Below are 26,368 nucleotides of genomic sequence, written 5' to 3' on the forward strand. Positions count from 1 at the left end.
CCGCCCACTTGCGAATCAAGAGGATTACTCATGAAATTGCTGCGCTACGGTGAAAAAGGCCAGGAACGCCCGGCCCTGCTGGACGCTGAGGGTCGCCTGCGTGACTTGTCCGCCCACATCAGTGATGTCGCAGGCGAAGCCCTGCTGCCCCACAACCTCGCTCGCCTGCAAGACCTCGACCCCGCGAGCCTGCCCCTGGTACCGGGCAACCCGCGCTTGGGCGCCTGTGTCGGCCAAGTGGGAAAATTCATCTGCATCGGCCTGAACTACGCCGATCACGCCGCCGAAACCGGCGCGCCGATACCCGACGAACCGATCATCTTCAACAAGTGGACCAGCGCCATCGTCGGCCCCAACGACAACATCGAGATCCCCCGCCACTCCACCAAGACCGACTGGGAAGTCGAACTGGGCGTGGTGATCGGCCAGGGCGGCCGTTACATCGAAGAAAGCCAGGCCATGCAGCACGTGGCCGGCTACTGCGTGATCAACGACGTCTCCGAACGTGAGTTTCAACTGGAGCGCGGCGGCACCTGGGACAAGGGCAAGGGCTGCGATACCTTCGGCCCGCTGGGCCCGTGGCTGGTGAGCCGGGATGAAATCGCCGACCCGCATCAACTGTCGATCTGGCTGGAAGTCGACGGCCACCGCTACCAGAACGGCAACACCCGCACGATGATTTTCCAGATTCCGAAATTGATCAGCTACCTCAGCCAGTTCATGAGCCTGCAGCCGGGGGATGTGATTTCCACCGGCACCCCGCCCGGTGTCGGCCTGGGGATCAAGCCCGTGCCGGTCTACCTCAAGCCCGGGCAAAAGATCCGCCTGGGCATTGAAGGCCTTGGCGAACAGAACCAGACCACGGTCGACGCCTGACAAGAGCCAAGGAGCCGTTCATGACCACCATTACCGCGATTCGCGTCGAAGATATCCGCTTTCCTACGTCCCAGTCCCTGGACGGTTCCGACGCCATGAACCCGGACCCGGACTACTCGGCCGCCTATGTGATTCTGCAGACCGACAACCCGGCGCTCGAAGGCCATGGCCTGACCTTCACCATCGGCCGCGGCAACGAGATTTGCTGCGCGGCGATCCAGGCCATGCAGCCGTTGCTGGTGGGCTTGACCCTGGAATGGATCGCCGAAGACATGGGCCGCTTCTGGCGCCATGTCACCAGTGACAGCCAGTTGCGCTGGATCGGCCCGGACAAAGGCGCTATTCACCTGGCCACCGGCGCAATCGTCAATGCCGCGTGGGATTTGTGGGCCAAGGCCGAAGGAAAGCCCTTATGGCGCCTGGTAGCCGACATGAGCCCGGAACAACTGGTGCGCTGCATCGACTTTCGCTACATCACCGACTGCATCACCTCCAGCGAAGCCCTGGCCTTGCTGCGCCAACGCGCCGAAGGCAAGGCTGAACGCCTGGCCAACCTGCAAGCCAATGGCTACCCCTGCTACACCACCTCCGCCGGCTGGCTCGGTTATGGCGACGAAAAGCTTCGCCGGCTGTGCCAGGAAGCGGTGGATGCCGGGTTCAATCACGTCAAGCTCAAGGTCGGCCACGACCTGCAGGACGACCTGCGCCGCGTGCGCATCGCCCGTGAGGTGCTGGGGCCGGACCGTCAATTGATGATCGATGCCAACCAGGTGTGGGAAGTCGACACCGCCATCGACTGGGTGCGCGAGTTGGCATTCGCCAAGCCGTGGTTTATCGAGGAACCCACCAGCCCCGACGACATCGAAGGCCATCGCAAGATTCGCCAGGGTGTGGCGCCGGTCAAGGTCGCCACCGGGGAGATGTGCCAGAACCGGATCATCTTCAAGCAATTGATCATGCGCGAAGCCATCGATGTGGTGCAGATTGACGCCTGCCGCCTGGGTGGGGTCAACGAAGTGCTGGCGGTGATGCTGATGGCGGCCAAGTACGGCCTGCCGGTATGCCCGCATGCCGGCGGCGTGGGGCTTTGCGAGTACGTGCAGCACCTGTCGATGATCGACTACCTGTGCATCGCCGGCACCCACGAAGGCCGGGTGATCGAGTATGTCGACCACTTGCACGAGCATTTCGAGGAACCTTGCGTGGTACGCGACGCTGCCTATCTGCCGCCGCAGGCACCGGGGTTTTCGATCCAGATGAAAGCCGCGTCCCGGGAGCAATACCGCCACCGGCCGTAAGCTGAAACGCAATTTGAATGGACGGAGCACAATAATAATGTCGTCCCCATCACCTCTGAGGCTCGATGCGCACCAGCATTTCTGGCGCTACCGGGCCGCTGATTATCCGTGGATCGGCGCGGCTGAGGCCGACCTGCGGCGGGACTTTCTCCCACAGGATCTGCGGCCCTTGCTCGACGCTGCCGGCCTGGATGGCTGCATCGCCGTGCAGGCCCGCGCCGGTGAGCAGGAAACCGACGCGCTGCTGGAAATGGCGCGCCGGCACCCGTGGATACTCGGCGTCGTCGGCTGGGTCGACCTGTGCGACCCAACCCTGGAACAACACCTGGAACAGTGGCGCGACGCACCGAGGCTCAAGGGCTTCCGGCATCAGATCCAGGACGAACCCCAGCCCGCCCACTTTATGGGTGACCCGGGATTCTCCCGTGGCCTACGGCACCTGCAGCAACAAGGCTACGTCTACGAGGTGCTGATCCGCTGCGCCGACCTCGACGCCGCCACCGCCCTGTGCCGGCGCCACGACCGTCATCACCTGGTGCTGGATCACCTGGGCAAACCCGACATCGCCAACGGCCCGGCCCGCTGGGCCGAACACCTGGCGCCGCTGGCCGCCCTGCCCCACGTCAGTTGCAAGCTGTCGGGACTGCTGACCGAAGCCGGGCCCGACCAGCGCAACGCCGGTGCGTTGCGCCCTTATATAGAGCTGGCGCTGGAACTGTTCGGCGCCGAACGCCTGATGTTCGGCTCGGACTGGCCGGTGTGCCTGCTGGCCGGGGAATACCAGGGCACCTGCCAATTGCTGCAACACACCCTCGGCTCGCTGTCGCCCGATGAACAGCAGGCCATCTGGGGCGGCACCGCCCAGCGGGTCTATCACCTTGAAGGAAACTGCCCATGAATCTGCATTTGCAGGACCGCGTGATCATCGTCACCGGCGGTGGCTCGGGGATTGGCGCCGCCATCTCCCTGGGGCTGATCGCCGAAGGCGCGATCCCGGTGATTTTCGGACATCAACCGTTGTCGGCGGCCTTCGCAGCCGAGCTTGAACAGCAAGGTCAAAGCCACTTCATCCGTGTCGAGTTGCGCGATGAAGACGCCTGCCGCGCGGCGGTCAACGAGGTGTTACAACGCTTCGGGCGTATCGACGGGCTGGTGAACAACGCCGGGGTCAACGACGGTGTGGGCCTGGAAGCAGGCCGTGCAGCGTTCGTCGAATCCCTGGAAAAGAACCTGATTCATTACTACCTGATGACCCATTTGTGCCTGGATGCTCTCAAGGCCAGTCGCGGGGCGATCGTGAATATCAGCTCCAAGACGGCCCTCACCGGCCAGGGCGGCACCAGCGGTTACACCGCCTCCAAAGGGGCACAGTTGTCGCTGACCCGGGAATGGGCCGCCTCGTTGCTGGAGTTCGGCATACGGGTCAATGCCGTGGTGCCCGCCGAGGTGCTGACGCCGCTGTACCAGCGCTGGATCGACGGCTTCGACAACCCCGAGGCCAAGCTGGCCGCCATCGTTGAAAAAATCCCCTTGGGCAAACGGATGACTACCCCCGAGGAAATTGCCGACAGCGTGTTGTTTCTGCTCTCACCTCGCGCTTCCCACACCACCGGGCAATGGCTGGTGGTGGACGGTGGCTACACCCACCTCGACCGGGCGCTGACATGAGCCGCCAACGTTACTGCCTGGCCCTGGACCTGATCGACGATGAGGCCTTGATCGTCGAGTACCAGCAGTTGCATCAACGCATCTGGCCCGCCGTGGCCGAGCATCTTCGCGGCCAGCAGATCGTGGAGATGCAGATCTGGCGCCTGGGCACGCGGCTGTTCATGGTCATGGACACCGCCGCCGGTTTCAGCTTCGAAGCGCTCGACCAGGCCGCCCGCGCCAACCCCGAGGTGCAAGCCTGGGAAACCCTGATGTGGCGCTTCCAGGCCCCCACGCCATGGACTGATCCCGGCGGCAAATGGCAGCCGCTGACCCAGATTTTCAGCCTCACCGACCAACCCTGATACCCGCTGCATCGCACGCCTTGATCCCATAAAAACAACAGGAGAAGCGTCATGTTAAGCAAAGACACACCTGTGGCAACCGGCGCACGCGTCGTGCCGACCTATCGCTGGGCACTGATGCTGGTGACCAGTCTGTTCTTCCTCTGGGGCTTGTCATACGGGTTGCTGGATGTGTTGAACAAGCACTTCCAGGAAGTCCTGCACGTCAGCAAGGCCCAGTCCGGGCTGTTGCAAAGCGCGTATTTCGGCGCGTACTTCCTGATCGCCCTGCCGGCGGGGCTGTTGATGGACCGCCACGGCTACAAGGCCGGGATACTGTTGGGCCTGTGCCTGTATGCGGCAGGTGCGCTGCTGTTCATGCCGGCAGCAGCGGCGGCGAGTTTTCCGTTTTTCCTGTTTGCGCTGTTCGTCATCGCCTGCGGCCTGGGCTGCCTGGAAACCGCTGCCAACCCGTACGCCACGGTGCTGGGTGAACCCCAGGGCGCCGAGCGGCGGTTGAACCTGGCGCAATCATTCAACGGTTTGGGTCAGTTCTTCGGCCCGCTGATTGGCGGCGCGATGTTCTTCAGCGCTGGCAGCACGCCGGCCTCGGACATGAGTTCGCTGCAGACCACCTATGTGGTTATCGCCGTGCTGGTGTTGCTGGTGGCGCTGTTGATCGCCCGCACTCCGCTGCCGGATCTGCGCGCCCAGGAGCAGGAACTGCAGCCAGTGGCCGGCAAAGGCCTGTGGCAGTATCCGGAATTCGTCGGAGGGGTGATCACGCAGTTTTTCTACGTGGCGGCCCAGGTCGGGGTCGGTGCATTTTTTATCAACTACGTCACCGAGCACTGGGCGCAGATGGGCAACCAGCAAGCCGCCTACCTGCTGTCGATCGCGATGCTGGCCTTCATGTTCGGGCGTTTCTTCAGCACCTGGCTGATGGGACGGGTCAGCGCGCAGAAGCTGCTGCTGGCGTATGCGCTGATCAATATCGCGTTGTGCGGGCTGGTGGTGATTGGCCTGGAAGGTGTCTCGGTGATCGCGCTGATTGCGGTGTTCTTCTTCATGTCGATCATGTTCCCGACGCTGTTCGCCATGGGCGTGAAAAACCTCGGGCCCCATACCAAGCGCGGCAGTTCGTTCATGATCATGGCCATTGTCGGCGGCGCGCTGATGCCCTACTTGATGGGCAAGGTGGCAGACAACAGCACGGTGGCGCTGGCGTACCTGTTGCCTATGGGGTGTTTCGTGATTGTGGCGGTGTATGCCCGCAGTCGCCTGCGCCATCCATGAAGCAACACCCGTGGGAACCTGGCTCGCTCGATACGGCCTGATGTGCAAGGATGTTGCGCTGCACATCGTTCGTTGAACGCAAAACCAAGGATTTTTCATGACCGTCATCAGCACCCCAGCGCCCGTGGTACCCGGGCGGCTGGAACAAATGTCGACCCGCATCGCGTTTTTTATCGCCGGTTTCGGCATCGCCGCCTGGGCCCCCCTGGTGCCTTATGCCAAGGCCCGCGCCCAACTCAATGAGGGCACCCTGGGGCTGTTGCTGCTGTGCCTGGGGGTGGGGTCGATGATCGCCATGCCGGTCGCGGGTGCCCTGGCGTCGCGCTACGGTATCCGGCGGGTGGCCACCGGCGGGACGCTCCTGATCTGCCTGGGCCTGCCGATGCTGGCCACCGTCACTTCGATTCCGCTGTTGATGGCCGCGCTGTTTGTGTTCGGTGCCGGCCTCGGCACCGTGGACTCCACCGTCAACCTGCAAGCGGTGATGGTCGAACGGGCCAGCGGCAAGACCATGATGTCGGGCTTTCACGGGCTGTTCAGCCTGGGCGGGATCGTCGGTGCGGCGGGTGTCAGTGGGTTGCTGGGGTTGGGCTGGTCGCCGTTGCAGGCCACGTTCGCCGTGATCGCGGTCATTGCGGTGGCCTTGCTCAAGGCCGGGCCGCACTTGCTGCCTTACGGCAGTGAAAGCTCCGGGCCGGCCTTTGCCGTGCCCCACGGCGTGGTGCTGTTTATCGGCTGCCTGTGCTGCATCGTGTTTCTCGCCGAAGGCGCCGTGCTGGATTGGAGCGCGGTGTTCCTGAGTGCCGAGCGCGGCCTGGACGAAGCTTATGCGGGCCTCGGCTACGCAGCCTTTGCCTTGACCATGACGGTCGGACGCCTCACCGGCGACCGCATTGTGCGCAGCCTCGGCGCAACCCGGGTGATCGTGTTCGGCGGTGCCCTCGCGGCGGCCGGCATGCTGCTGGCAACGCTGTTCCCGGCGTGGGAAACCGCGCTGCTGGGATACGCGCTGGTCGGTGCCGGGTGTTCGAACATTGTGCCGGTGCTGTACACCGCCGTCGGCAAGCAGACGGTCATGCCGGAACACATCGCGGTGCCCGCCATCACCACCCTGGGTTACACCGGCATCCTCGCCGGCCCTGCGGTGATCGGCTTTATCGCCCACGGCAGCAGCCTGAGCACCGCCTTTGTACTGATTGCGGTGTTGCTGATCGGCGTGGCAATCAGCGGGAAAATACTGCGGGTATGAAGGGCTTCCCCGTAACGCCTCGCGCGTGGAGGCGTTACCCGGGGTTTACCGGGTTTTTTGGTGCCCAAGCCAGCGATCGAGGGTCTTGCTGCTGAGCCAGCCCGCCTGGTGATGACTGCCAAACATCCGCCGACCGCTGCCGTCGGCGTTTTCCAGTGACCGCAGCAACCCCGGCCGGTCCACAATATTCTTCGCCATGTACACCTGCTGCTCGTCGTATTTTTTCCGCGCCAGCCCTGTGGCGGGGTCCAGCACGGGCTCACCCTGACTGTCGAGTTCGTCCGGGTCCTTGCTCATGGCCACCAGCAACTCGATGTTGACGTAGCCGATGTGTTCAAAGAATCCCTTGCGGTCCCGGGACCGGTCACGCAGCTCGTCGAACATCGCCTTGAACACCACGACAAGCTCGGCATTGCTCTTGGCGTGGAAAGGATCCGGGCTGAAGGCGCCGGGATCGCTGTTGCCGAACACCACGCTTTCGGCCTGTGAAAGGCTTTCCAGGGTGATGCGGCCGTCCTGATCGGTGATTGCATCGATCAGGCGCGGACGCTGGACAAGTGCCTTGGCCAGCAGAATCGCACTGTCGAACTTCGGGTTGTCGCCGATTTTTCTGCCGGCGATTCGCTGCAACGAAGACAGCGTCAGTCCGTCACTTTTCATGAAGTTCTTTCAGCGTGGGAAAACCGGCTTTCAGTGCTTTCACCAACTCGCTGTCCGGCAAGTGCAGGTTGGGATTGGGCTGGCCGGCGCGGGGAGCAACAGCGTTCTGAAGCGTACGATGATGGGACACCACCTCATAGGGCTGGGCCGACCGCAAAGGTGGCCGATAACCGGAAGAACGCACCGCCGTGGCGCCATCGTGATAATTAACGTGCCGGCCAACATCAGCGGCTTCATTTGAAGCGGACTGAACGGTGCGCCCCCCCTCATCCGGTGTTACGTCAAATCGGCTTGCAGCGCCGGACTGCAGGTAGCCTGACCCGCCATCAATTCTCATGCTTCATCTCCACCAATTTTAGATCCACGCTGCCAAGCTATTACCCTCGGTAATGGCCGTATCGCTCGCGCGATAAACAAGCCAAAGGTGTGTGGTGCCCTGAAGGCAATGGTTCCGAAGTAGCACAGTGTTCCAATGACAACATGTAAAAAACGAAAAATCAGTCAGTTTTCCGGGAACCCGGCACAGTCGGTTTTGCCGCCTGCCAAAGGCCTTTGATCACACCGGCCATCGTTCCCAGCACTGAGCAAAACTGGCGCAGCACAGAGGCCGCCTCAGTGGCAGGCAATTGTCCATGGGGCAACAGGCCTCTGATGAAGTCGTCAGACGCGGGAGCCTGAAACGTGTGCTGCCCGGTGAAGTTCTTCACGCGCAGTGCTTCGCCACCCTCGTCGTATGGCAGGGTTTCGCTGCCCCTCGGCGCACGACAGACGGGTTGAGGCGCGGGATTAGGCGATCCAAATGAAGTTGAAGGCATGTCTAAGCCCTGGCTGAAAGCGTAAAAAACAGCGGATTGATCAACGCAGGAAATCGCGCCACGAAGCACTCGCGGCGTGATCGGGTTAAAACGGGTTTAGCGCGACAGCCAGCGCAACGCGTCCTTGACGATTTTGCCGTCGTTATCCTGACTGGCGAAGTTGTCCATTTGCGTCAACAGACTGGAACGCTGGGTGACTTCCCTGGCCAACTGGATGAGCGAATCCTGTCTTGGGTTCCCCGTCAAAGGCAGTGCAGCCATGCGGTGCAGGTCGTTGATATTGATGGAGCTTTTCCAGAAACCGCCCTTCAGCGCATTGAAGTCCTTCAGCATCTGTTCGGCGATCTGCTTGTCGCTCTGATACTTCAACGGGTTGTCAGAGCTGAGCACGGCGTCGAGATCCTTGCGGGTGATTCGACCATCCAGATTGCCCGTCCCACCGCTTCGATCAAAGGCTTGAAGCACCTCGGGACGTCGCAACAGTTCCCGGGCCAGGAGAATGTTCTGATCCCTGTCCTCATTGCCGGTCAACCGCCTGTCCGCCATGTCCTGCAGGCTTTGCTGGGTGACGTGGGAGGTGCCCGGCGCCCTGAACGCGTTGAAGTTGTCCTTGAGCAGCTCCCCCAGTTGATCGTTGCTGCGCCGCGAATACTGTGGATCCGGGCGACCGTAGCCTGGCTCAGGCTTGGCAGGGGCCGCAGGGCAGCACCCGGGGTTGGGCCGGGCAGGACTGAACAGCGACTTCAGGTTATTCAGAAATGTCTGGAATTGTGTGATCAGGTTGTCCAGAAAGCCGCCCGGATTTGACGTCGGGAACGAACCTGGCGCGAAGCCACGGGGGTCCGCAGTGCTCTGCGCCTGCGGGCCGGCGAACATCGGGCCGGTTTTATTCTCCGGGGCGCCGAAATTGACGGTGACCGATTCCGGCCCGACCAGTGAGCGTGCCAGTGCCAACGCGGCGGTACCGGCCTGGTGCATCTCGGAGTTAGTGGGGGAATGGGTAACGGATTGATTGGGTCCTAGTACCGACATTGGCATCTCCAGTTCGACGTATTGATACGATTCACTCTCGGATCAAAGGCACCTCGACGCTGCAAGGTTCCCCATGGAAAGTGGGCACCTTCTTGTGTGGCAAACCTGTCGGATTCAGTTCCTGCGGACGCAGAAAATCGTTCGAAAAAGGGTAGGAAGAAAGGCTGATATCGATCAGTCCAGGAAAAACATCATACCTGTGGCGAGGGAGCTTGCTCCCGTTGGGCTGCGCAGCAGGCCCTGTTTTTGGGGCCGCTTCGCGACCCAACGGGAGCAAGCTCCCTCGCCACATTTTTCTCAACGGTTTACTTCAACAATCCGTCAGAACCCTACGCTGGCCTGCACAAAGAATGTGCGCGGTTCGCCCAGGTAAATCCCCGAGTTGTTGTCGCTGGAGCGGGTGTAGTGCTCCTGGTTGAAGACGTTCTTGACCCCCACGCCCAGCTTCAGGTTCGACAGCTGCGCACCGAAGTCATAACCGCTGCGCACGTTGACCGATACATAGCCGGGAATATCCCCGTACTGGCCATCGGCAGTCGGCTGGGTGATGTAGGTGGTGCCGGTGCCCGGTGCACGCTGGCCGGACTGGGCGTAGACGTCCAGGTTATGGGTCCAGTGATTGATGTCGTAACGCAGCCCCAGGGTCGCCACTTCACGGGAGTACAGCGGCAAGTCGCGCCCCTTGAAGGCAACGTCGCCTTCGGAGGTAGCCTTGGTGTAAGTGAAGCCGGCGTTGGCGGTCAGGCCGTCGAGGCGCGGGTCCAGGTTCGACAGGTCATAATGGGCCGACGCTTCGATACCTTCGTGCTTGGTGGCGCCGAGGTTGGTCCAGCCCACATCGTTGCTGACGTATTGCAGCTCGTCCGAGAAGTCGATGTAGAACAGCGTCACTTCGCCGCCCCAGACGTTATCGTTGTAGCGGGTACCGATTTCGTAGGTCTTGGCTTTTTCCGGGTTCAGACCGTTCGCGGTCTGGTCGCCGTTACCGCCCTGGCCCAGCTGGAAATACTGCAGGCTGCCGAAGGACGTTTCGTAGTTGGCGAACAGTTTCCAGGCATCGGAGACGTGGTACATCACGCTCAGCGCCGGCAGCGGTTCGTTGTTGTGGATCTCGCGACGCTTCTCCTGAACCATCGCGCCATTCAATCCCACCACCGGGCGGTCGTGCCACTCGGTACGGATCTGCTCAAAGCGGATGCCCGGGGTGACGGTCCATTTGCCGATATCAATCTTGTTGTCGATGTAGAACGAGTTGGCCTCAGTGCCACCGGTTCGGTCCTGGTACACGTGGCCATCACTCTGGCCCACCGGGGTCGGCACGTTGTTGACCAGCGCCAGGCTGGTGGCCTGCTCGTGCATGCCTTCTTTGAGGTAACGGTAACCGACGCTGACTTCCTGGGTGCTCGGCCCCAGGTCAAACACATGGGACACCCGCGGCTCGATCCCGAAGGTGTAGTAGGTGCGCGGGTAGGAACCCAGGGTCTTCAGGTCGCGGTTGGCGATGTTGCTGCCGCGGAAACTGTCGGAGTAGTAGGTCAGCACTTCGGCCTGGGTACGGTCGTCAATCTGCCGGATGTACTTGAAGGACATGTCCTTGCGCCGGCCGTTGAAATTGTCCCAGTCACGCACCGATTGATACTTGTCGGCGTCGTACTGCTTCTGGGTCAGGCCGCCGGGCATGTCGGCGCTGGCGTCGTAGTAGTGGAAGTTCAGCGAGAAATCGTCTTGATCGGTCGGTGCCCAGTGGGTCTTGAAGATCACGTCGTCGATGTCGTTGGAATTGTTGCGGTCGCGGTAACCGTCGCCCTTGGTCCCGGAATACAACAAGGCGGCGCCGATGCCGTTGTCGGCGGTGCCACCGATGAAGGCGTTTTCAATGTGCTTCCAGCCGCCGTGGGCGGCGGTTTCCAGGGTGGTGCCGACTTCGCCGGAGAATTTTTCCGGGATGGCGCGGGTCACGAAGTTGATCACGCCGCCGACGTTCTGTGGCCCATAACGCACAGAGCCTGCACCGCGCACCACGTCGATGCTGTCCAGGTTGCCGGAGGAAATCGGTGCCATCGACAGCTGCGGTTGACCGTACGGGGCAAACGCCGCCGGTACGCCATCGATCAAAACCGTGGAGCGTGGCGACAGACGCGATGTCAGCCCGCGCACGCCGACGTTGAGGGAAATATCGCTGCCGCCGGTGCCGTTGGCTTCCTGCACCTGCACACCGGGAATGCGCCGCAGCACATCGCCCACGTTCATCGCGCCCTGCTCCACCATAGCCTCACGGCGCACGACGGTGCGCGCGCCCGGGTGGTTCTGCACCACTTCGGCATTCGCATCGCCGAGCCAGTCGCCGACTACCTTGATATCGGTGGCGCCCAGTTCCAGCGGGGACCCTGCTTCGCCGGTGCCCTTGCCCTGTGGGCGCAAGGTCACGGAGCCGGCATCAATCTGGTAATCCAGGCCGCTGCCTTGCAGCAACTGGCGCAGGGCTTGTTCCGGCGACAGGTTGCCGTCCACGGCCGGGGCTTGTTTGCCGGCCACCATGTCGGGACTGAAAAATACTTGCAGGGACGTTTGCTGGCCCAACTGGCTCAAGGCCGAACCCAGGGACTGGGCCTGGATATGAATCGCGTCGTCGGCATAGGCCGCCGGCAGTGCGGCGCTGACGGCCAGGGCCAGGGCGAGCGGTGCCCAACGGGAGTATTTATTGTTTTTCACGGCGAGTTTTTTCACGTCGAACGGAGTCCTGTGATCGCAAGAGTGTGCGGCTGTTAATGCAAACCAGTTGCAGTTGCACAAGAAGACGAAGAACTCGGAAAAAACCTGAATCTATCGTGAAATTATTTCCTGGCTGCCGTCAGGCAAGGTGCGCAAGGCCACCGGAAGGATGTGCGGCAAGGCCTTGAGCAACGCATCCGTGTCAGTGGATTTGAACACGCTGGTCAAGCGCAGGTTGCTCACCGCAGCGGTTCTGACCCGCAACGGTTGCTCGCGGTAGCGCGAGACTTCCCGAGCCACTTCACCGAGGGTGGCGTTGTTGAACACCAGTTTGCCGGTACGCCAGGCCGTCAGTTCTTCGGGGTTGACGGCGTAGGCAGCCGCCACCTGGCCCTGGGTATCCACATGGGTGCCCCGGCCTGCGGTGAGCGTCACGATTTCATCGGAAGAGCGTCCTTGCACCTTGACCGTGCCGGCCTCGACCACCACGCGGGTCTGGTCGTCATCGCGGCGCACGTCGAAACGCGTGCCGGTGACCGTCACCTGCCCTGCCCCGGCCGCCACCACAAAGGGCCGGCTGGTGTCATGCTCGACGCTGAACATCGCCTCGCCCTGCTTGAGCTCGATACCGCGCTGGCCTTTTACATAGTGCACCGCGACCACGCTGCGGCTGTTCAAATCCATCAGCGAACCGTCGGGCAACGCCACCTGCCGGCGCTCCCCCAGGGCGGTGCTGAATTCGGCGTTATAGGTTGCCGGATGATCCAGGCCGCTGAACAAACCAAGGCCCAGGGCCACTGCCAGCACACTGGCGGCCACTGCATAACGCAGCACGGGCCGGCGCTTCGCACGCGGTTCCGGCGCATCGCACAACGCCTGCAAGCGCGCTTTTGGCAACAGGTCGGTGGCGCTCCACAAACCTTGCAGCACATCAAATTCATACTGGTGCTCGGCATGCTCTGCACGCCAGGCATCAAAACGCTCGCGTTCTTCGACGCTCAATTGGCCGTCCTGCACACGCACAAACCACTGCGCCGCCTCATCGCGGGCCGCTGCACTGCCGCAGGCACACTCACGGGTATCCATCATGGAAGATCCTGTTTCAAAGCGGGCATTGGTCATGGGGCCATCGCGTCCAGGCGGTCACGTAGATGCCGCAGGGTGCGGATCATATACTTTTCCACCATGTTTTTAGACAGGCCCAGGCGTTCGGCGATTTCCTGCTGGGTGAGGCCCTCAATTTTCTGCCAGATGAAAATCTTGCGGCAATTGAGCGGCAGCTCGGCCAAGGCCCGCTCGATAGAGTCCGCCAGCTGGATCGCGTGCATGAAATGCTCCGGGTCGCCACTGTGGGGCGAACTCTGATCAAAGGCTTCCAGCGCCATCGCCTCCCGACGGTCCTCGCGGCGATAGGCGTCAACCGCAATATTGCGCGCCGTTTGATGCAGGTAGGCGCGAGGTTGCGCAACCTCGGTGGACTTGGACTCAAGCACCCGTACAAAGGTGTCGTGGGCCAGGTCTTCGGCCTGCTGACGGTTTCTCAGGCGGCGCGTCCAGGTCCCGATCAACTCTTCGTAGTGCTCGAAAAAGCCTGTTCTGCGGGGCGGCTGAGGAGTCATCAAGGGAGCACTGGGGAGGCGGGGCGTGAATAGTAATGCTTCCTATTAAGCGGGGCAATTGCTTCCCGTCGCCCTCTTTCCCGCCAGGGTTTCAAGGTTCAGGGTTGCAGGCTGTTCTTGAGGCTCGCAAACACCGACCAATCCCGCTCTCCCAGGCCCCGGGCAACCGCGCTGGACATCCTGGCGCGCACCACTCCGGCGGCAGGTAACGCCAGGCCTTTGTCGCCAGCGGCATCAAGGGCAAGGTCGACGTCTTTCAGGCCCAGGGAAAGCTTGAAGCCCGGTTCATGGTTTGCGTCCGCGATAGAGCGGCCGTAGCGTTGGTAACTCGGGCAGGCAAACAGGGTCTGGGTGATCATTTCGATAAAGCCCGCAGCACTCAACCCATAGGCCTCGGCCAACCGACTGCCCTCCCCCAGGGACTCAATGGCCTGGGTGATCATCAGGTTGCCGGCAATTTTCGCGATACAGGCCTGCACCGGGTCCTCCCCCAATCGCCAGGTCTTTTTTCCAAGCACATCAAACAGCGGCTGGACCCTGTCGATGGCCGCCGCGGACCCGGCCACCAGAATATTCATCTCGCCCCTGGCCGCCACCGCAGGTATGCCAAACACCGGCGCGGCGACAAACCCAATGCCAGCCTGCTCGTGCCGCTCGCGCAGTTGCTCGATCAGCGCCGGTGAAAGCGTCGACATCACGATATGAATGCAGCCCTCGGTGGCGGCCGATAATGCATCGGACGACAGCAACACCTGCCGCGCCGCACGATCATCAGCCAGCATGCTGATCACCACCGCCCGCTGGAACGCGGCCGTCGGTTCATCCAGTACGCTCACGCCCTCGAGACCGGCCAGCGCCTGGGGGCTGCGGTTCCAGGCGCTCACGCGATGCCCCGCACCGATCAGTCGCGGGATGATTGCCCGCCCCATGCTTCCCACGCCAATGAATCCGATGTCCATCAATGCCACCCCTTTATCAGTTACCTGAGCTTGTGGGTCTATTTTGGGGGCCACAGGGTTGCGACGGGACTGCCATTGCTGCATCTTCACCGTTCACTTTTGTACGAGGTACCCCATGGAATGGAATGACTTGCGCGTCTTCCTGGCCATCGCGCGCGGCGGCTCGCTGGGGGCAGCGGCCAAGCTGCTGGGCGTCAGCCACCCCACCGTAGGGCGGCGCTTGCATGTGCTTGAGCAGGCTGGCGGCGAGGTGTTCTTCAGGCGTACGTCGTCGGGCCTGGTGCTGACCGACAGCGGCGAGCGCATTTTCGAACTGGCCGAGGACATGGAACGCAGCGCGCTGACGATCGAGCGGCGCATCGCAGGCGAAAGCGACCAGCCTGAAGGCCTGTTGCGGATCTCTTCGGCGGACTGGTTCGCCTGTTACGTACTCGGCCCCGTGCTGGACGAGCTGTTGCGGCGCCATCCCTTGATCGTACCCGAGGTCATCGCCGGGCACCGGTTGTTCGACCTCACACGCCGCGAAGCGGATATTGCCTTCCGGATCGTTCCGTTCACCGAGCCCGATATCGTCCAACGACGGCTTACCACGCTGAGTTACGGCCTGTACGCAAGTGCTCGGTCAGGCGTTGCCGGCGAAGATGTCGGCCTGATCACCATGAACACCGCACAAGCGCATTACCCCGACGTGCTCTGGCTGCAACAGCGGTACCCGCACGCCAGGACAGTATTCACCAGCAGCAGCCGCACCGTGCAGGCTCAGATGTGCGCCCAGGGACTGGGCGTTGCCGTACTGCCTCGCGCCCTCGGCGATCAACTGCCCGTGCTCAGGCGGCTGGACACCGATGAGGCACCACCCGGGCGCGATATCTGGATGGGTTATCACCAGGATATGCGCCAGATGGACCGCCTGCGCGCCCTCGCCGACCTGGCAGACGAGATGATCGGCTCACCCTGAGCGACCGGAGGTGAAGTCAGATTTGCGAAAGACCGCCGTCCACCATCAGTTCCACACCGTTGACATACCTGGCGTCAGCCGATGCCAGGAACAGAGCGCACGCGGCGATTTCCTCGGGTTCGGCCATGTAGCCCAGCGGCACAATCTGCTCGACGTGGCTTCTGAGTGCGTCGATCTGGCTGGCATCCATCTTCAAGCCGTTGTCCATCAACGGCGTTCTGGTGAAGCCTGGGCTCAGCACGTTGGAGCGAATCTTCCGGCCTTTGAGTTCATTGGCCCAGGTCCGCGCAAATGAGCGCACCGCCGCCTTGGACGCGTTGTAGAGACTCAGGCCTTCCATGCCGTTACTGGAGCAGATCGAGGCGGTCAGAACGATCGACGCGCCGTCCTTCATCAATGGCAAGAGGGTTTGCACCGTGAAAAACACGCCTTTGACGTTGATGTCGAACATGCGGTGATAGGCCGCCTCAGTGGTTTCACCAAGCGGGTTTTTCTCGCATATACCCGCGTTGGCAAACACCGCATCCAGTTCATCGTCCTGCTGTTCAACCAATGCCTTGAGTGCATCAAGGTCGGACTGGGTGGCAACGTCGGACACCACCGCTACCACTTTATCCCCCAGCCTGGCCGCCGCAGCTTCCAGCGTTGCCGACGAGCGACCGGTGATATAGACCCGTTTGGCGCCCTCGGCCACCAATGCCTGCGCAATCGCAAAACCGATTCCGGTGGAAGCGCCCGTGACGACAGCTACCTGATTGTTGAATTTACCCGACATGCCTTGACTCCTCAGTAGTGCCTTCAGTTGAAGGGCACAGTGTGGGAATCAACCCGCGACGGCGGCACTGCCAGAACTGTACGTTGCCTGTGCATTTTTGTCGGGGGGTCTTCAGCTATCAATCACCCGTTGCAAATGAATCGCCAACTCCGTGGCAAACCGCTTTTCCGGCGTTTCCACATCAATCCCGAACAACTCCTGAATCCGCGCCAGCCGATAGCGCAGCGTCGTCACATGCACCCCCATCGCATCCGCACACGCCTGGCTGCGGCAGCTTTCCCGCAGGTACGCGGTCAGGGTTTCCAGGTACGGCGTCTGGTGCTTGCGGTCATGGGCGAGCATCGCGCCGACGCTGTCGTTGACGAAGGTGCGAATATCCTCGCCGCCCACGGCCGCGACGAAGATCGGGATCGGCCCGAAATCCTGGTCGGAGATCGGCCCGCTGCGACCAAATGAACGGGCAATCTCGATCAAGCGCCGGCAGCGTTCCCACGCAGCCGGATAATCCGCCAGCACCCGGCACACGCCGCTGGCCAGCAGGATCGGCTCGGCGCCCAGGTAGTGCGCCAGGTCATCCGCGATCTGCCGCTTGATCTTGCTCAAGCGCTCGCCTTCCGCCGGCACCAGGCACACCAGGCCGTTGTCGACGATGATCACCGTGGCCTGCATCCCCGCCCGTTGCAGGATGCGGGCGACGTTGTGGTGCAGGTTCTTCGCCTCCCGGGCCTTGGCGCCGTAGTCGACAATAAGCATCTGCTGCGGGGTGTTGAAACTGATCCCCAGGCGTTGGGCCCGTTGCTGGATATCATCGGCGTCGCGCCAGCGGCCTTCGAGCACTTCGAACAACAACTCGGTCTGGGTGCGGGTTTCAAACCGAAAGCGGATAAAGCTGCGCATCATCTGCACGCTCAAGGCGAACTTGGCGCTTTCCAGCATCAGCAAATCCAGCTCGTTGACCGGCGCCGCCACCGGGAACAACACCAACGCGCCCACCAGTTCGTGGTCGACCATCAACGGCTCGATCTGCGCCCGCAACGTAAACTGGCGCTGGCCGTCGTCAAGGAACAGGTTGACCGTGTTGCGCAGGGCGCTGCGCAAGCTTTCCTGGGCGGCCTTGGTGATCTGCACGCTGAGCACCCCGGCGACGGCGGCCTGCCAGGCGTTGTCATCAAACAGCGCAGTGTCCGGCGAGCGCCCCGCCACCACCTGGTTGGCGGTGAAGTCCACGGCGATCACCGGGTTGGGCAACTGGTCGCCCACCATCAACGATAACGACGTCACCGAGCCGCCGCCCAACACGTGTTCCAGCATCGTGGTGTGCACCTTCAAGGCCTGCTGCATGCGCTCGGCGGCGCGGCGCTCGGCTTCCAGCTGGCGCTGACGCTCCACCGCGATGGCGCCCAGGTGGATGATCATGCCGAGGAACACCCGGTCTTCTTCCGACACGTCCATCAGCGTGCGGGAAATCACGCTGAGCACCATGGGCCGGCCATCGAAGTCGGTGCAGTTCATCGGCATCACCATCACCGTGCGGTAATCGCGCTCCAGGGATTCGCGGCGGTAGCCGGGGTACTCGCATTCGCGCACGTCGCGGATGAATACCGCCTCGTTGCGTTGCAGGGCGGTCATCACCGGGCTGGACGACAGCTCCCAGCAATCCACCAGCGGGCGCTGCACCAGGGTCGGGTCGTGGCGGGCGATGACGTGGCCGAAGCCGGCGTCCATGTCGATGGCCATGATCGAGCTCATGGTCCAGTGGGTGTGACGGCAACTGGCGTACACCAGCTGGTGCAGCATCGACTGCAAGTCACCGCCGGAGTTGATCTGACTGGCCACATCCCGCAACGACAGTATCTGCATTTCTCGATTCAAGGCGCTCACCCGAACATGGAGGTCACGGCAGCCACGTTGCCTGCCAGGCCCGCCTGATACTTGCGCCGGTTCAGAGCAATGTCCAGTGGATTTGCACTCCGAAACCACGGAAGACGCTGTTGGCCAATGCTCCTAGCCTAAGGCCACAACCAACAGCCACAAGGGCGACGAGTCATCATGAATCTGGAAAATCTGGGCGTCAGGAAGTACTGCACCTTTATCGAAGAAACCCTTATCGAAGGCGGCAAGGACGCCGGCAAACCCATCACCCTGATCGTGGTTGCCGCGGTGTTGAAAAACCCTTGGGCCGGCCAGGGCTTCGTCGAAAACCTGCGCCCGGAAATCCTGCGCCTGGCCCCGGGCCTGGGTTATGAAATGACCCGCCGCCTGATCGCCCTGATGCCCGGCGGCAAGGTCGAAGCCTTCGGCAAGGCGGCGGCGGTGGGGGTCAACGGTGAAATCGAGCACGCCTCGGGCCTGATCCACACCCTGCGCTTCGGCAACCTGTTTCGCGAAGCCGTGGAAGGCACCGCCTACCTGAGCTTCACCAACACCCGCAACGCCCCGGGCGCCCTGCTCTCGCTGCCGATGGTGCACAAGAGCGAAACCGGCAAGCGCTCGCACTTTCTCACCGCCAACTTCCAGATCGCCGATGCGCCGGGCCCCGACGAAGTGCTGATCGCCATTGGCGCCAGCGACGGCTCCCGTGCGCATCCACGGATTGCTGATCGCTACCAGGATATGGCGGAGATGGAAGCGGAACTGCCCAAGGACTGACGCCTCACTGAAGAACGACGCTCAATTGTGGCTAAGGAGCTTGCCTGTGACCAGGAGCTTGCCTGTGGCTGGGGAGCTTGCTTGTGGCTGGGGAGCTTGCTGTGGCGAGGGAGCTTGCTCCCGCTGGGTCGCGGAGCGGCCCCATGAATCCCGCCACAGTCCGCCTGAAAGAACCCGGTTGGCTTTGGGGGGCTGCTTCGCAGCCCAGCGGGAGCAAGCTCCCTCGCCACAGCAAGCTCCCTCTCCACAGCAAGCTCCCTCGCCACAGGGTTGATGTATTTGTCATGGAAATGCCGGAGCACTACGAAGCACAGCAAAACTTTCACCATCGTTACCATTTTTCGACGCAAGCCCACGGTCTCCCTTCCTCGTAGGCTTGCTTCACACCACAAGAACAAAGGAGTACCCCGATGCCGAGCACCGTGATCAGCGCCAACGTTGCAGCCGTCGATCCGGGCGCCTTGCGCCAGGCCTTCGGCACCTTCGTCACCGGCGTCACCGTCATCACCACCCATGACGCCGACGGCAACCCACGCGGCATGACCGCCAATTCGTTCACCTCGGTGTCTCTCGACCCGCCGCTGCTGCTGGTGTGCGTGGGCAAGTCCGCCGCCAGCTACACCGCGTTCGCCAACACCGAACAGTTCGCCGTCAACCTGCTGCATGAAGGCCAGGTCGACGTCTCCGGCACCTTTGCCTCCAAGTCGCCGGACAAGTTCCACACCGTCAACCACGACACCGTGCACACCGGCGCACCGATCCTCACCGACAGCCTGACCTGGTTCGATTGCAGCGTGCACCAGCGCATCGAAGCCGGCGACCACCTGGTGCTGATCGGCCAGGTACGTGCCTTCGGCACCAGCCCCAAGCTGCCGCTGTGTTTCTGCCGGGGCCGCTACGCCAACATCCAGGACCCGCTGCCGGCCAGCTGGCTGGACTCCCACAAGATGATCATCGGCTACCTGATCGAAGCCGACGGCGGGATCCTGTTCCGCGCCGATGGCAACGGCGGCTGGACACTGCCGGTGGCCGGCAAACGCAAAGGTTTTATCGACGCCGGTAACAGCTCGCTGCCGGTGGAACAGGAATCGACCTTCCTGTACTCGGCCTTCGATGTCGACGACACCGACCCCGGCTACCTGATCTACCGCGCCCAGCTCGGCCCGTTCGACAGCGGCCTGCCCGACACCCTGCGCGTCTTCCCGCTGGACGCGTTGCCCATCGAACAGATGCCGGTCAACGAACTGCGCTCGGTGGTGCGTCGCTATGCCCGCGAGCGCCAGAACCAGCAATTCGGCATCTACACCGGCTCCGCCGCCAGCGGCCGCATCGCGATGCTCGAAAACGCGCCCCTTTGACACGCACCTACAGGACTCCTGCATGAAAACCACGGTCAGCGCCCTTGAGGGCAACCGCCTCAACCTGTTTATCGACGGCCGCTTCGTTGCGCCCGCCAGCGACACCTATGTCGACAGCTTCGACCCCACCACAGGCCAGTCCTGGTACCAGTTTGCCCAGGCCGATGCCGGTGACGTCGCCCGCGCCGTCGCTTCCGCCCACAAGACCTTCAACGATCCGCAGTGGCGCAACATGACGCCCACCGCACGGGGCAAATTGCTGTATCGCCTGGCCCAGCTTGTGGCCGAGCACGCCGAAGAACTGGCGCTGCTGGAAACCCGCGACAACGGCAAGCTGCTGCGGGAAATGCGCGCCCAGATGAGCGCCCTGCCCGACGCCTACATCTACTTCGCGGGCATGGCCGACAAGCTGCAAGGCGAGGTGATCCCGGTCAACAAGCTCAACCAGCTCAACTACAGCAGCCGGGAACCGTTGGGCGTGGTCGGCATGATCACCCCGTGGAACTCGCCCTTGATGCTGCTCACCGGCACCCTCGCGCCGTGCCTGGCCATCGGCAACACCGTGGTGATCAAACCGTCGGAACACGCCAGCGCCTCCACACTTGCACTGGCCGAATTGATCATCGAAGCCGGCTTTCCGGCGGGTGTGGTCAACGTGGTCACCGGCAACGGCGCCGTCACCGGCGATGCGTTGACCCGCCACCCGGACATCGCCAAATACGTGTTCACCGGCAGCACCGACACCGGCCGACGCATCGCCGGCAACGCCGCCAACAACCTGGTGCCGTGCCAGATGGAATTGGGCGGCAAGTCGCCCCACGTGGTGTTTGCCGATGTCGATATCGAGAAGGCCGTGAACGGCGTGGTCTCCGGGATCTTCGCCGCCGCCGGGCAAAGTTGCGTGGCCGGTTCGCGCTGTTTTGTCGAGGCGCCGATCTACGACAAATTCGTCGAGGCCCTGGTGGCCCGCACCCAACAGATCAGCGTCGGCCACCCGATGGAAGAACACACCGACATCGGCCCGCTGGCCCTGCAAGCCCAACTGCAAAAGCTCGAAGGCTACATCGCCAGCGGCGCCAGACAGGGTGCGCAGATTGCGGTCGGCGGCAAGCGCCCCAATGCGGCCAACCTGTCCGAAGGCTGGTACTTCGAACCCACGGTGATGGCCAACGCCACCAACGACATGCCGTTCATGCGCGATGAACTGTTCGGCCCGGTAGTGGGCGTGATGCCCTTCACCACCGAAGAGCAAATGCTCAACCTGGCCAACGACACCCACTACGGCCTGGCCTCGGGCATCTGGACCCAGAACATCGACCGCGCCCTGCGTTTTGCCAACCGCATCGACGCCGGCACGGTGTGGATCAACACCTACCGCAGCTCGGCCTACATGTCCGCCAATGGCGGTTTCAAACACAGCGGTTATGGCCGTCGCGGTGGCTTTGACGTGATGCGCGAGTTTTCCCGGGCCAAGAACGTGGTCATCGATTATTCCGGCGAAATGCAGGACCCCTTCGTCATTCGCCTGCGCTGATTATTCAAGGAGCACCTTATGAAATTCGCCGTATCCCTGAGCATGGAACGCTTCTCGCCGGACGTGCCGATGCAGACCGTCATGGCCAACCTGCTGGAGCTGGCAAAGATCGCCGATGCCGGCGGCTTTGAAACCCTGTGGACCTCCGAGCACCACACCCTGGAATGCACCATCGCGCCCAACCCGTTCCAGACCCTGACCTGGCTCGGCCAGCACACCGAACGCATTCGCCTGGGCACTGCGACCCTCGCCGCGGCCTATTGGCATCCGATCCGCCTGGCGGGCGAAGCCGCGCTGTGTGATCACCTGACCCAAGGTCGCCTGGAGTTCGGGATTGCCCGCGGTTCCTACCAGTACGAATTCGACCGCATGACCCCCGGCCTGCAACAACAGGAAGGCGTGGGCTACATGAAGGAACTGGTGCCGGCGGTGCAAAAGCTCTGGACCGGCGACTACGCCCACGACGGCCACTATTGGAAATTCCCGCAGACCGCTGCGGTGCCCAAGCCATTGCAAAAAGGCCATCCACCGATCTGGGTTGCCGCACGGGACCCGGGCACCTTCGATTGGGCGGTGAGCATCGGCGCGAACATCCTGTCCACCCCGCTCTCGCTGCCGGCGGCCGAAATCGCCGTGCTTGGCGAGAAATTCAACAAGGCCGTGGCCGACAACCCCCACGTGCCGCGCCCGCGCTTCATGATGCAGCGCCGCACCTGCGTGTACGCCAACGCCAACGACTGGGAATTGCCGGTCAAACACAGCATGGACTTTGGCCGCGCCTTCGAAAACCTGATGCAGAACATCGGCACCGTGCACAACGGTTTCCCGGAGCCGGTGCCGTTTGAAAGCGTGCGCGGCAAAGACAACTACAACCCGGAAAACCTGCGGCGCAACCTGATGTTCGGCACCCCCGAGGAGATCATCGAAAAGCTGCTCGACTACGAAGCCGCCGGTGTCGACCAGTATTGCCTGGGCCTGACCTTCAACCTGCCGTTTGAATTGCAGAAGCAGACCCTGCGCCTGTTCATCGATGAAGTGATGCCGTTCTTCGCCGAGCGCGAACGCGCCAGACAACGCGACAAGGTCAGCGCGTGATGGGCCAGGCACAACGTTTCAGCGTGGCCAACGTCACGCTCAACTATCGCCTGGACGGGCATGGGCCGCGCCCGCTGGTGTGTATTCACGGCGTGGGCTCCAGCCTCGAGGCGTGGGCCGAGACGGTGGCCGATTTGCAGGAGCAGTTCACCGTGCTGACCTTCGACCTGCGCGGCCACGGCCAGTCGTCGCGCACACCCGGGCGTTATGAAATTGATCACCTGGTGGGCGAGGCCCTGGCCTTGGCAGATCACGTGGGTTTCAAGCAGTTCGACCTGGCCGGGTTCTCGTTGGGCGGTTTGATCGCCCAGCGCATGGCCCTGACCCATCCGGCGCGGGTGCGTCGTTTGGTGCTCCTGTCCACCGTGGCCGGGCGTAACGCCGAGGAGCGCGAGCGGGTGCAGGCACGCCTCGCCGCGTTGCAGGCCGGGGAGCCCGTGGCGCATTACGAGGCGTCGTTGTCGCGCTGGCTGACCGAGGACTTCCAGGCACGCCATCCCGAGGCCGTCACCCGTCTGCGTCAGTTGAATGCCGAGAACGACCCCGGCTGTTATGCCGCGGCGTATCGCATCCTCGCCGAGTCGGATTTCGGCGAACAGCTGTCACGGATCCACTGCCCCACGCTGATTGCCACCGGCGCCGACGATGCCGGCTCCAACCCGCGCATGGCGGCGTTCATGCACGCGCGCATCGAGGGTTCGCAACTGCAGATTCTGCCGGGGCTGCGCCATTGCATTCTGATCGAGGCGCCGCAACAGGTGGCCGCCCTGATACGCGATTTTCTAACCGACTCGGAGACCCATCATGGATAAATCACTGCAGGCCCAGGGCGAAAGCATGCGCCGCCAAGTCTTGGGCGATAGCTACGTCGACCAGGCCCTGGGCCGCGCCGACGACTTCTCCCGCCCCTTCCAGGCGGTACTCAACGAGTATTGCTGGGGCATGGTCTGGACCGACGACAGCCTGGACCTCAAGCAACGCAGCCTGCTCAACCTGGGGATGCTCGCGGCGCTGGGGCGCATGGACGAATTCGGCACGCATTTTTGCGGCGCCATCCGCAACGGCTTGAGCGACGACGAACTGCGCGCCGCCCTGGTGCAGATCGCGGTGTACTGCGGCGTTCCGGCGGGTGTCGAGGCGTTCCGCGTGGCCCGCAAGGCCCGGGAAAGCATGGCTCCATCGGATTCAGCGACCGGTTGACGGCCAACCCTTGCACTCGTCACACCGCTCATGCTGTAAGTGCCTTGGCACCCCAACAAGAAATTTTTGCGACTGCACCTTGCGTCGTCATAGCTCGAAGATTTTTAACTGCCAGTAGCCCAAAAATTTCTATTGATGAAGTTTTCCGCAGATTGCAAAACAACAATTGGAGGCAATTGGTGAGCGAACGACTAAAGATTGAGAACCTCTACAAGGTCTTTTCCTCAACCCCGGACAGAGCCATGCAGCTCTTGACCGCCGGGGCCAGCAAAGACCGGATCCTGGCCGAGACCGCAACCGTGGTCGGCCTCAACAACGTATCGCTGTCGATTCCAAGCGGTGCGATCTACATGATCATGGGCCTCTCGGGGTCGGGCAAATCCACCCTGGCGCGCTGCATCAACCGCCTCAACGAACCGACCGCGGGCAAGATCCTGCTGGACGGCGAAGACCTGGTGACCCTCGACGAAAACCAGTTGCGGGAAGTGCGCCGCACGCGCATCTCCATGGTGTTCCAGCACTTCGCCCTGCTGCCGAATAAAACCGTGATCGAGAACACCGAGTTCGGCCTCAAGCTGCGGGGTGTCTCGGCCGCCGAGCGGCGCAAGCGTGCCCTGGAAGTGCTGGCCATCGTGGGCCTGGCCAAGTGGGCCGATCACCATCCCCACGAGCTGTCCGGCGGCATGCGCCAGCGCGTGGGCCTGGCCCGTGCACTGGCCACCGACGCTGACGTATTGATCATGGACGAAGCCTTCAGCGCACTCGACCCGTTGATCCGCACCGAGATGCAGGACGAGTTGCTGCGCCTGCAACGCACCCTGAAAAAAACCATCCTGTTCATCACCCACGACTTCCAGGAAGCCCTGAAGCTGGGCACGCGCATCGCGATCATGGCCGACGGCCAAGTGGTGCGCGAGGGCACGCCCCAGGAAATCGTGATGGACCCGGGCAGCGATTACGTCGCGGCGTTCACCCGCGAGGTGGACCGTTCGCGGCTGTTCGATGCGCGCTCGATCATGGAGAAAGCCGACACCCTGTTGGTGCAGGGCGACACCCGCGTGGTGGGCAATGACAGCGCGGCGGCGTTCGTACTCAACACCGGCGGCAAGCCCGTCGGCGTACTGGACTCGGCAGCGCTGCTGGCCGTGGGCGGCGGTGCCGATGCGCTGCAACGGCTGTCGAGCCAGTTTGTGTGCGTGCCGGCCAACGCCAAGCTGGTGGAAGTCGCACGCCTGCTCAAGCCGGGCTTGCCGGTGGCGGTGGTGGATGGCGACGGGCTGTTCGTCGGCACGCTCAACAGCGCGCACATTCTTGATTGCATAGCCAGCGTCCCGGCCCCGCGCCCTGCCGCTGCGGAGGTTGCACAGCATGCTTAGTTCAGAAGACCTCGCGGTTCTGCCCGTAGACCAATGGATCAGCCAGGGCGTGGAGTGGCTGGGAATTCATCTGCGGCCGATGTTCCAGGCGATCCGCTGGCCGGTGGAGCATTTGCTGGGCTTCAGTGACACGGTGATCCACGCGATCCCGTTCCCGGTCATGGTGCTGCTGATGTTCGTGATCGCCTATCGCGCCGCGAGCCTGGGAGTGGCGGTGTTCAGCGCCGTGGCCCTGGTGGTGATCGCCGCGCTGGGAGTGTGGGACGAGGCCATGACCACCTTGTCGCTGATCACCACGGCGATCGTGATCTGCATGGTGGTGGGCATTCCGGTGGGCATCTGGTGCGCCCGCAGCGAACGGGTGTGGGGCGTGATGCGGCCGATTCTCGACATCATGCAAACCACCCCGACCTTTGTGTACCTGGTGCCGGTGGTGATGCTGTTTGGTGTCGGCACTGTGTCGGGTGAAGTGGCGGTGGTGATCTCTGCCTGCCCGCCGCTGATTCGCTTTACCTACCTGGGCATCCGCATGGTCGACACCGAACTGGTGGAAGCTGGCCACGCCTTTGGTGCAGACAAGCGCCAGTTGCTCTGGGAAATCCAGCTGCCCCTGGCGATCCCGACCATCCTCGGCGGCCTCAACCAGACCGTGCTCACGGCCATGGTGATGTCGGTGGTGGTGGCGATGATCGGCGCCGAAGGCCTGGGCTTGGTGGTGCTGCAAGGCCTGGGGCGGATGGACGTGGGCCGCGCGGCGGTGGGCGGGATTGCCATTGTGCTGCTGGCGATGATGCTCGACCGCATCACCCAGAACCTGGCGCAGCCGACGGTGCGCAAACGCAAGTCGCTGTTCAAGCGCCTGCTGAATCCGAACCCGGTAAACGCTTAAAAATACAAAAAATCATGAATGCCCGTT

Annotated in this window: 25 protein-coding genes; 16 read left to right on the plus strand and 9 right to left on the minus strand. The window is 62.6% G+C overall.

Features of this window, described 5'->3' with window-relative positions:
- Positions 1-30: 30 nt before the first annotated feature.
- From V3W39_RS14785 to V3W39_RS14815, 7 genes are all read left to right on the plus strand, one after another.
- Positions 31-876, plus strand: a complete 846-nt coding sequence (locus tag V3W39_RS14785) for a fumarylacetoacetate hydrolase family protein (protein WP_177133173.1) — start codon at positions 31-33, stop codon at positions 874-876.
- A gap of 20 nt (positions 877-896) precedes the next feature.
- On the plus strand, positions 897-2,174 hold the full coding sequence (locus V3W39_RS14790; protein WP_259195660.1) for an L-fuconate dehydratase: 1,278 nt from the start codon (positions 897-899) through the stop codon (positions 2,172-2,174).
- A gap of 37 nt (positions 2,175-2,211) precedes the next feature.
- A complete protein-coding gene (locus tag V3W39_RS14795; protein WP_330212859.1) occupies positions 2,212-3,072 on the plus strand; it encodes an amidohydrolase family protein in 861 nt (286 codons plus the stop codon).
- Positions 3,069-3,842 (plus strand): SDR family oxidoreductase, encoded by a 774-nt coding sequence (locus V3W39_RS14800; protein WP_177075818.1) that lies wholly within the window; start codon positions 3,069-3,071, stop codon positions 3,840-3,842. The genes V3W39_RS14795 and V3W39_RS14800 overlap by 4 nt, the downstream gene beginning before the upstream one ends.
- Entirely contained in the window at positions 3,839-4,186 is a 348-nt protein-coding gene (locus tag V3W39_RS14805) for an L-rhamnose mutarotase (protein WP_177042682.1), read from the plus strand. The genes V3W39_RS14800 and V3W39_RS14805 overlap by 4 nt, the downstream gene beginning before the upstream one ends.
- A gap of 51 nt (positions 4,187-4,237) precedes the next feature.
- Positions 4,238-5,461, plus strand: coding sequence for a sugar MFS transporter (locus V3W39_RS14810; RefSeq protein ID WP_177075820.1), 1,224 nt, complete (start codon positions 4,238-4,240; stop codon positions 5,459-5,461).
- Positions 5,462-5,558: 97 nt separating this feature from the next.
- Positions 5,559-6,710 carry an MFS transporter gene (locus V3W39_RS14815; protein WP_177042684.1) on the plus strand — a complete coding sequence of 384 codons (1,152 nt, stop codon included), beginning with the start codon at positions 5,559-5,561 and terminating at the stop codon, positions 6,708-6,710.
- A gap of 45 nt (positions 6,711-6,755) precedes the next feature.
- On the opposite strand, the gene V3W39_RS14820 is transcribed toward V3W39_RS14815, so the two are convergent.
- The 7 genes from V3W39_RS14820 to V3W39_RS14850 all read right to left on the minus strand — a co-directional run bounded on the left by V3W39_RS14820 (position 6,756) and on the right by V3W39_RS14850 (position 14,591).
- The gene (locus tag V3W39_RS14820; protein ID WP_177042685.1) at positions 6,756-7,370 is read right to left on the minus strand and encodes a type III secretion effector protein; all 615 of its coding nucleotides are present in this window, start codon (positions 7,368-7,370) and stop codon (positions 6,756-6,758) included.
- Positions 7,360-7,707, minus strand: coding sequence for a hypothetical protein (locus V3W39_RS14825; RefSeq protein WP_177113171.1), 348 nt, complete (start codon positions 7,705-7,707; stop codon positions 7,360-7,362). The genes V3W39_RS14820 and V3W39_RS14825 overlap by 11 nt, the downstream gene beginning before the upstream one ends.
- 574 nt (positions 7,708-8,281) lie before the next feature.
- Positions 8,282-9,163, minus strand: coding sequence for a type III secretion protein (locus V3W39_RS14830; RefSeq protein WP_256348057.1), 882 nt, complete (start codon positions 9,161-9,163; stop codon positions 8,282-8,284).
- Positions 9,164-9,538: 375 nt separating this feature from the next.
- Complete coding sequence (locus tag V3W39_RS14835; protein ID WP_177113173.1) at positions 9,539-11,944, minus strand: TonB-dependent siderophore receptor; 2,406 nt, start codon at positions 11,942-11,944, stop codon at positions 9,539-9,541.
- Positions 11,945-12,040: 96 nt separating this feature from the next.
- Complete coding sequence (locus tag V3W39_RS14840) at positions 12,041-13,015, minus strand: FecR family protein (protein WP_330212879.1); 975 nt, start codon at positions 13,013-13,015, stop codon at positions 12,041-12,043.
- Positions 13,016-13,047: 32 nt separating this feature from the next.
- The gene (locus V3W39_RS14845) at positions 13,048-13,548 is read right to left on the minus strand and encodes a sigma-70 family RNA polymerase sigma factor (RefSeq protein ID WP_177042688.1); all 501 of its coding nucleotides are present in this window, start codon (positions 13,546-13,548) and stop codon (positions 13,048-13,050) included.
- Between the two features lie 98 nt (positions 13,549-13,646).
- Complete coding sequence (locus tag V3W39_RS14850; RefSeq protein ID WP_330212880.1) at positions 13,647-14,591, minus strand: NAD(P)-dependent oxidoreductase; 945 nt, start codon at positions 14,589-14,591, stop codon at positions 13,647-13,649.
- A 31-nt stretch (positions 14,592-14,622) separates the two neighbouring features.
- On the opposite strand from V3W39_RS14850, the gene V3W39_RS14855 reads away from it, so the two are divergent.
- A complete protein-coding gene (locus tag V3W39_RS14855) occupies positions 14,623-15,465 on the plus strand; it encodes a LysR family transcriptional regulator (protein WP_294735972.1) in 843 nt (280 codons plus the stop codon).
- Between the two features lie 16 nt (positions 15,466-15,481).
- Here V3W39_RS14855 and V3W39_RS14860 read toward each other — a convergent pair whose 3' ends face one another.
- Together V3W39_RS14860 and V3W39_RS14865 are read right to left on the minus strand one after the other, a co-directional pair.
- Positions 15,482-16,240, minus strand: coding sequence for an SDR family NAD(P)-dependent oxidoreductase (locus V3W39_RS14860; RefSeq protein ID WP_177042690.1), 759 nt, complete (start codon positions 16,238-16,240; stop codon positions 15,482-15,484).
- Positions 16,241-16,351: 111 nt separating this feature from the next.
- Positions 16,352-18,100, minus strand: coding sequence for a helix-turn-helix domain-containing protein (locus V3W39_RS14865; RefSeq protein WP_330212860.1), 1,749 nt, complete (start codon positions 18,098-18,100; stop codon positions 16,352-16,354).
- 189 nt (positions 18,101-18,289) lie between these two features.
- On the opposite strand from V3W39_RS14865, the gene V3W39_RS14870 reads away from it, so the two are divergent.
- The 8 genes from V3W39_RS14870 to V3W39_RS14905 all read left to right on the plus strand — a co-directional run bounded on the left by V3W39_RS14870 (position 18,290) and on the right by V3W39_RS14905 (position 26,341).
- On the plus strand, positions 18,290-18,889 hold the full coding sequence (locus tag V3W39_RS14870; RefSeq protein ID WP_177042692.1) for an amino acid synthesis family protein: 600 nt from the start codon (positions 18,290-18,292) through the stop codon (positions 18,887-18,889).
- 410 nt (positions 18,890-19,299) lie between these two features.
- The gene (locus V3W39_RS14875; protein ID WP_177042693.1) at positions 19,300-20,247 is read left to right on the plus strand and encodes a flavin reductase family protein; all 948 of its coding nucleotides are present in this window, start codon (positions 19,300-19,302) and stop codon (positions 20,245-20,247) included.
- 22 nt (positions 20,248-20,269) lie between these two features.
- A complete protein-coding gene (locus V3W39_RS14880) occupies positions 20,270-21,781 on the plus strand; it encodes an aldehyde dehydrogenase (protein WP_330212861.1) in 1,512 nt (503 codons plus the stop codon).
- 18 nt (positions 21,782-21,799) lie between these two features.
- Positions 21,800-22,876, plus strand: a complete 1,077-nt coding sequence (locus V3W39_RS14885) for an LLM class flavin-dependent oxidoreductase (RefSeq protein ID WP_177042695.1) — start codon at positions 21,800-21,802, stop codon at positions 22,874-22,876.
- Complete coding sequence (locus V3W39_RS14890) at positions 22,876-23,688, plus strand: alpha/beta fold hydrolase (RefSeq protein ID WP_330212862.1); 813 nt, start codon at positions 22,876-22,878, stop codon at positions 23,686-23,688. The genes V3W39_RS14885 and V3W39_RS14890 overlap by 1 nt, the downstream gene beginning before the upstream one ends.
- Positions 23,681-24,076 carry a carboxymuconolactone decarboxylase family protein gene (locus V3W39_RS14895; RefSeq protein ID WP_330212863.1) on the plus strand — a complete coding sequence of 132 codons (396 nt, stop codon included), beginning with the start codon at positions 23,681-23,683 and terminating at the stop codon, positions 24,074-24,076. Before V3W39_RS14890 ends, V3W39_RS14895 begins: the two co-directional genes overlap by 8 nt.
- 242 nt (positions 24,077-24,318) lie before the next feature.
- Positions 24,319-25,452, plus strand: a complete 1,134-nt coding sequence (locus V3W39_RS14900; protein WP_330212864.1) for a quaternary amine ABC transporter ATP-binding protein — start codon at positions 24,319-24,321, stop codon at positions 25,450-25,452.
- Complete coding sequence (locus V3W39_RS14905; RefSeq protein WP_177075836.1) at positions 25,445-26,341, plus strand: ABC transporter permease; 897 nt, start codon at positions 25,445-25,447, stop codon at positions 26,339-26,341. The genes V3W39_RS14900 and V3W39_RS14905 overlap by 8 nt, the downstream gene beginning before the upstream one ends.
- Positions 26,342-26,368: the final 27 nt, after the last annotated feature.

Origin of the sequence: Pseudomonas sp. Z18(2022), assembly GCF_036346535.1 — a bacterium.
GTDB lineage: Bacteria > Pseudomonadota > Gammaproteobacteria > Pseudomonadales > Pseudomonadaceae > Aquipseudomonas > Aquipseudomonas yamanorum_A.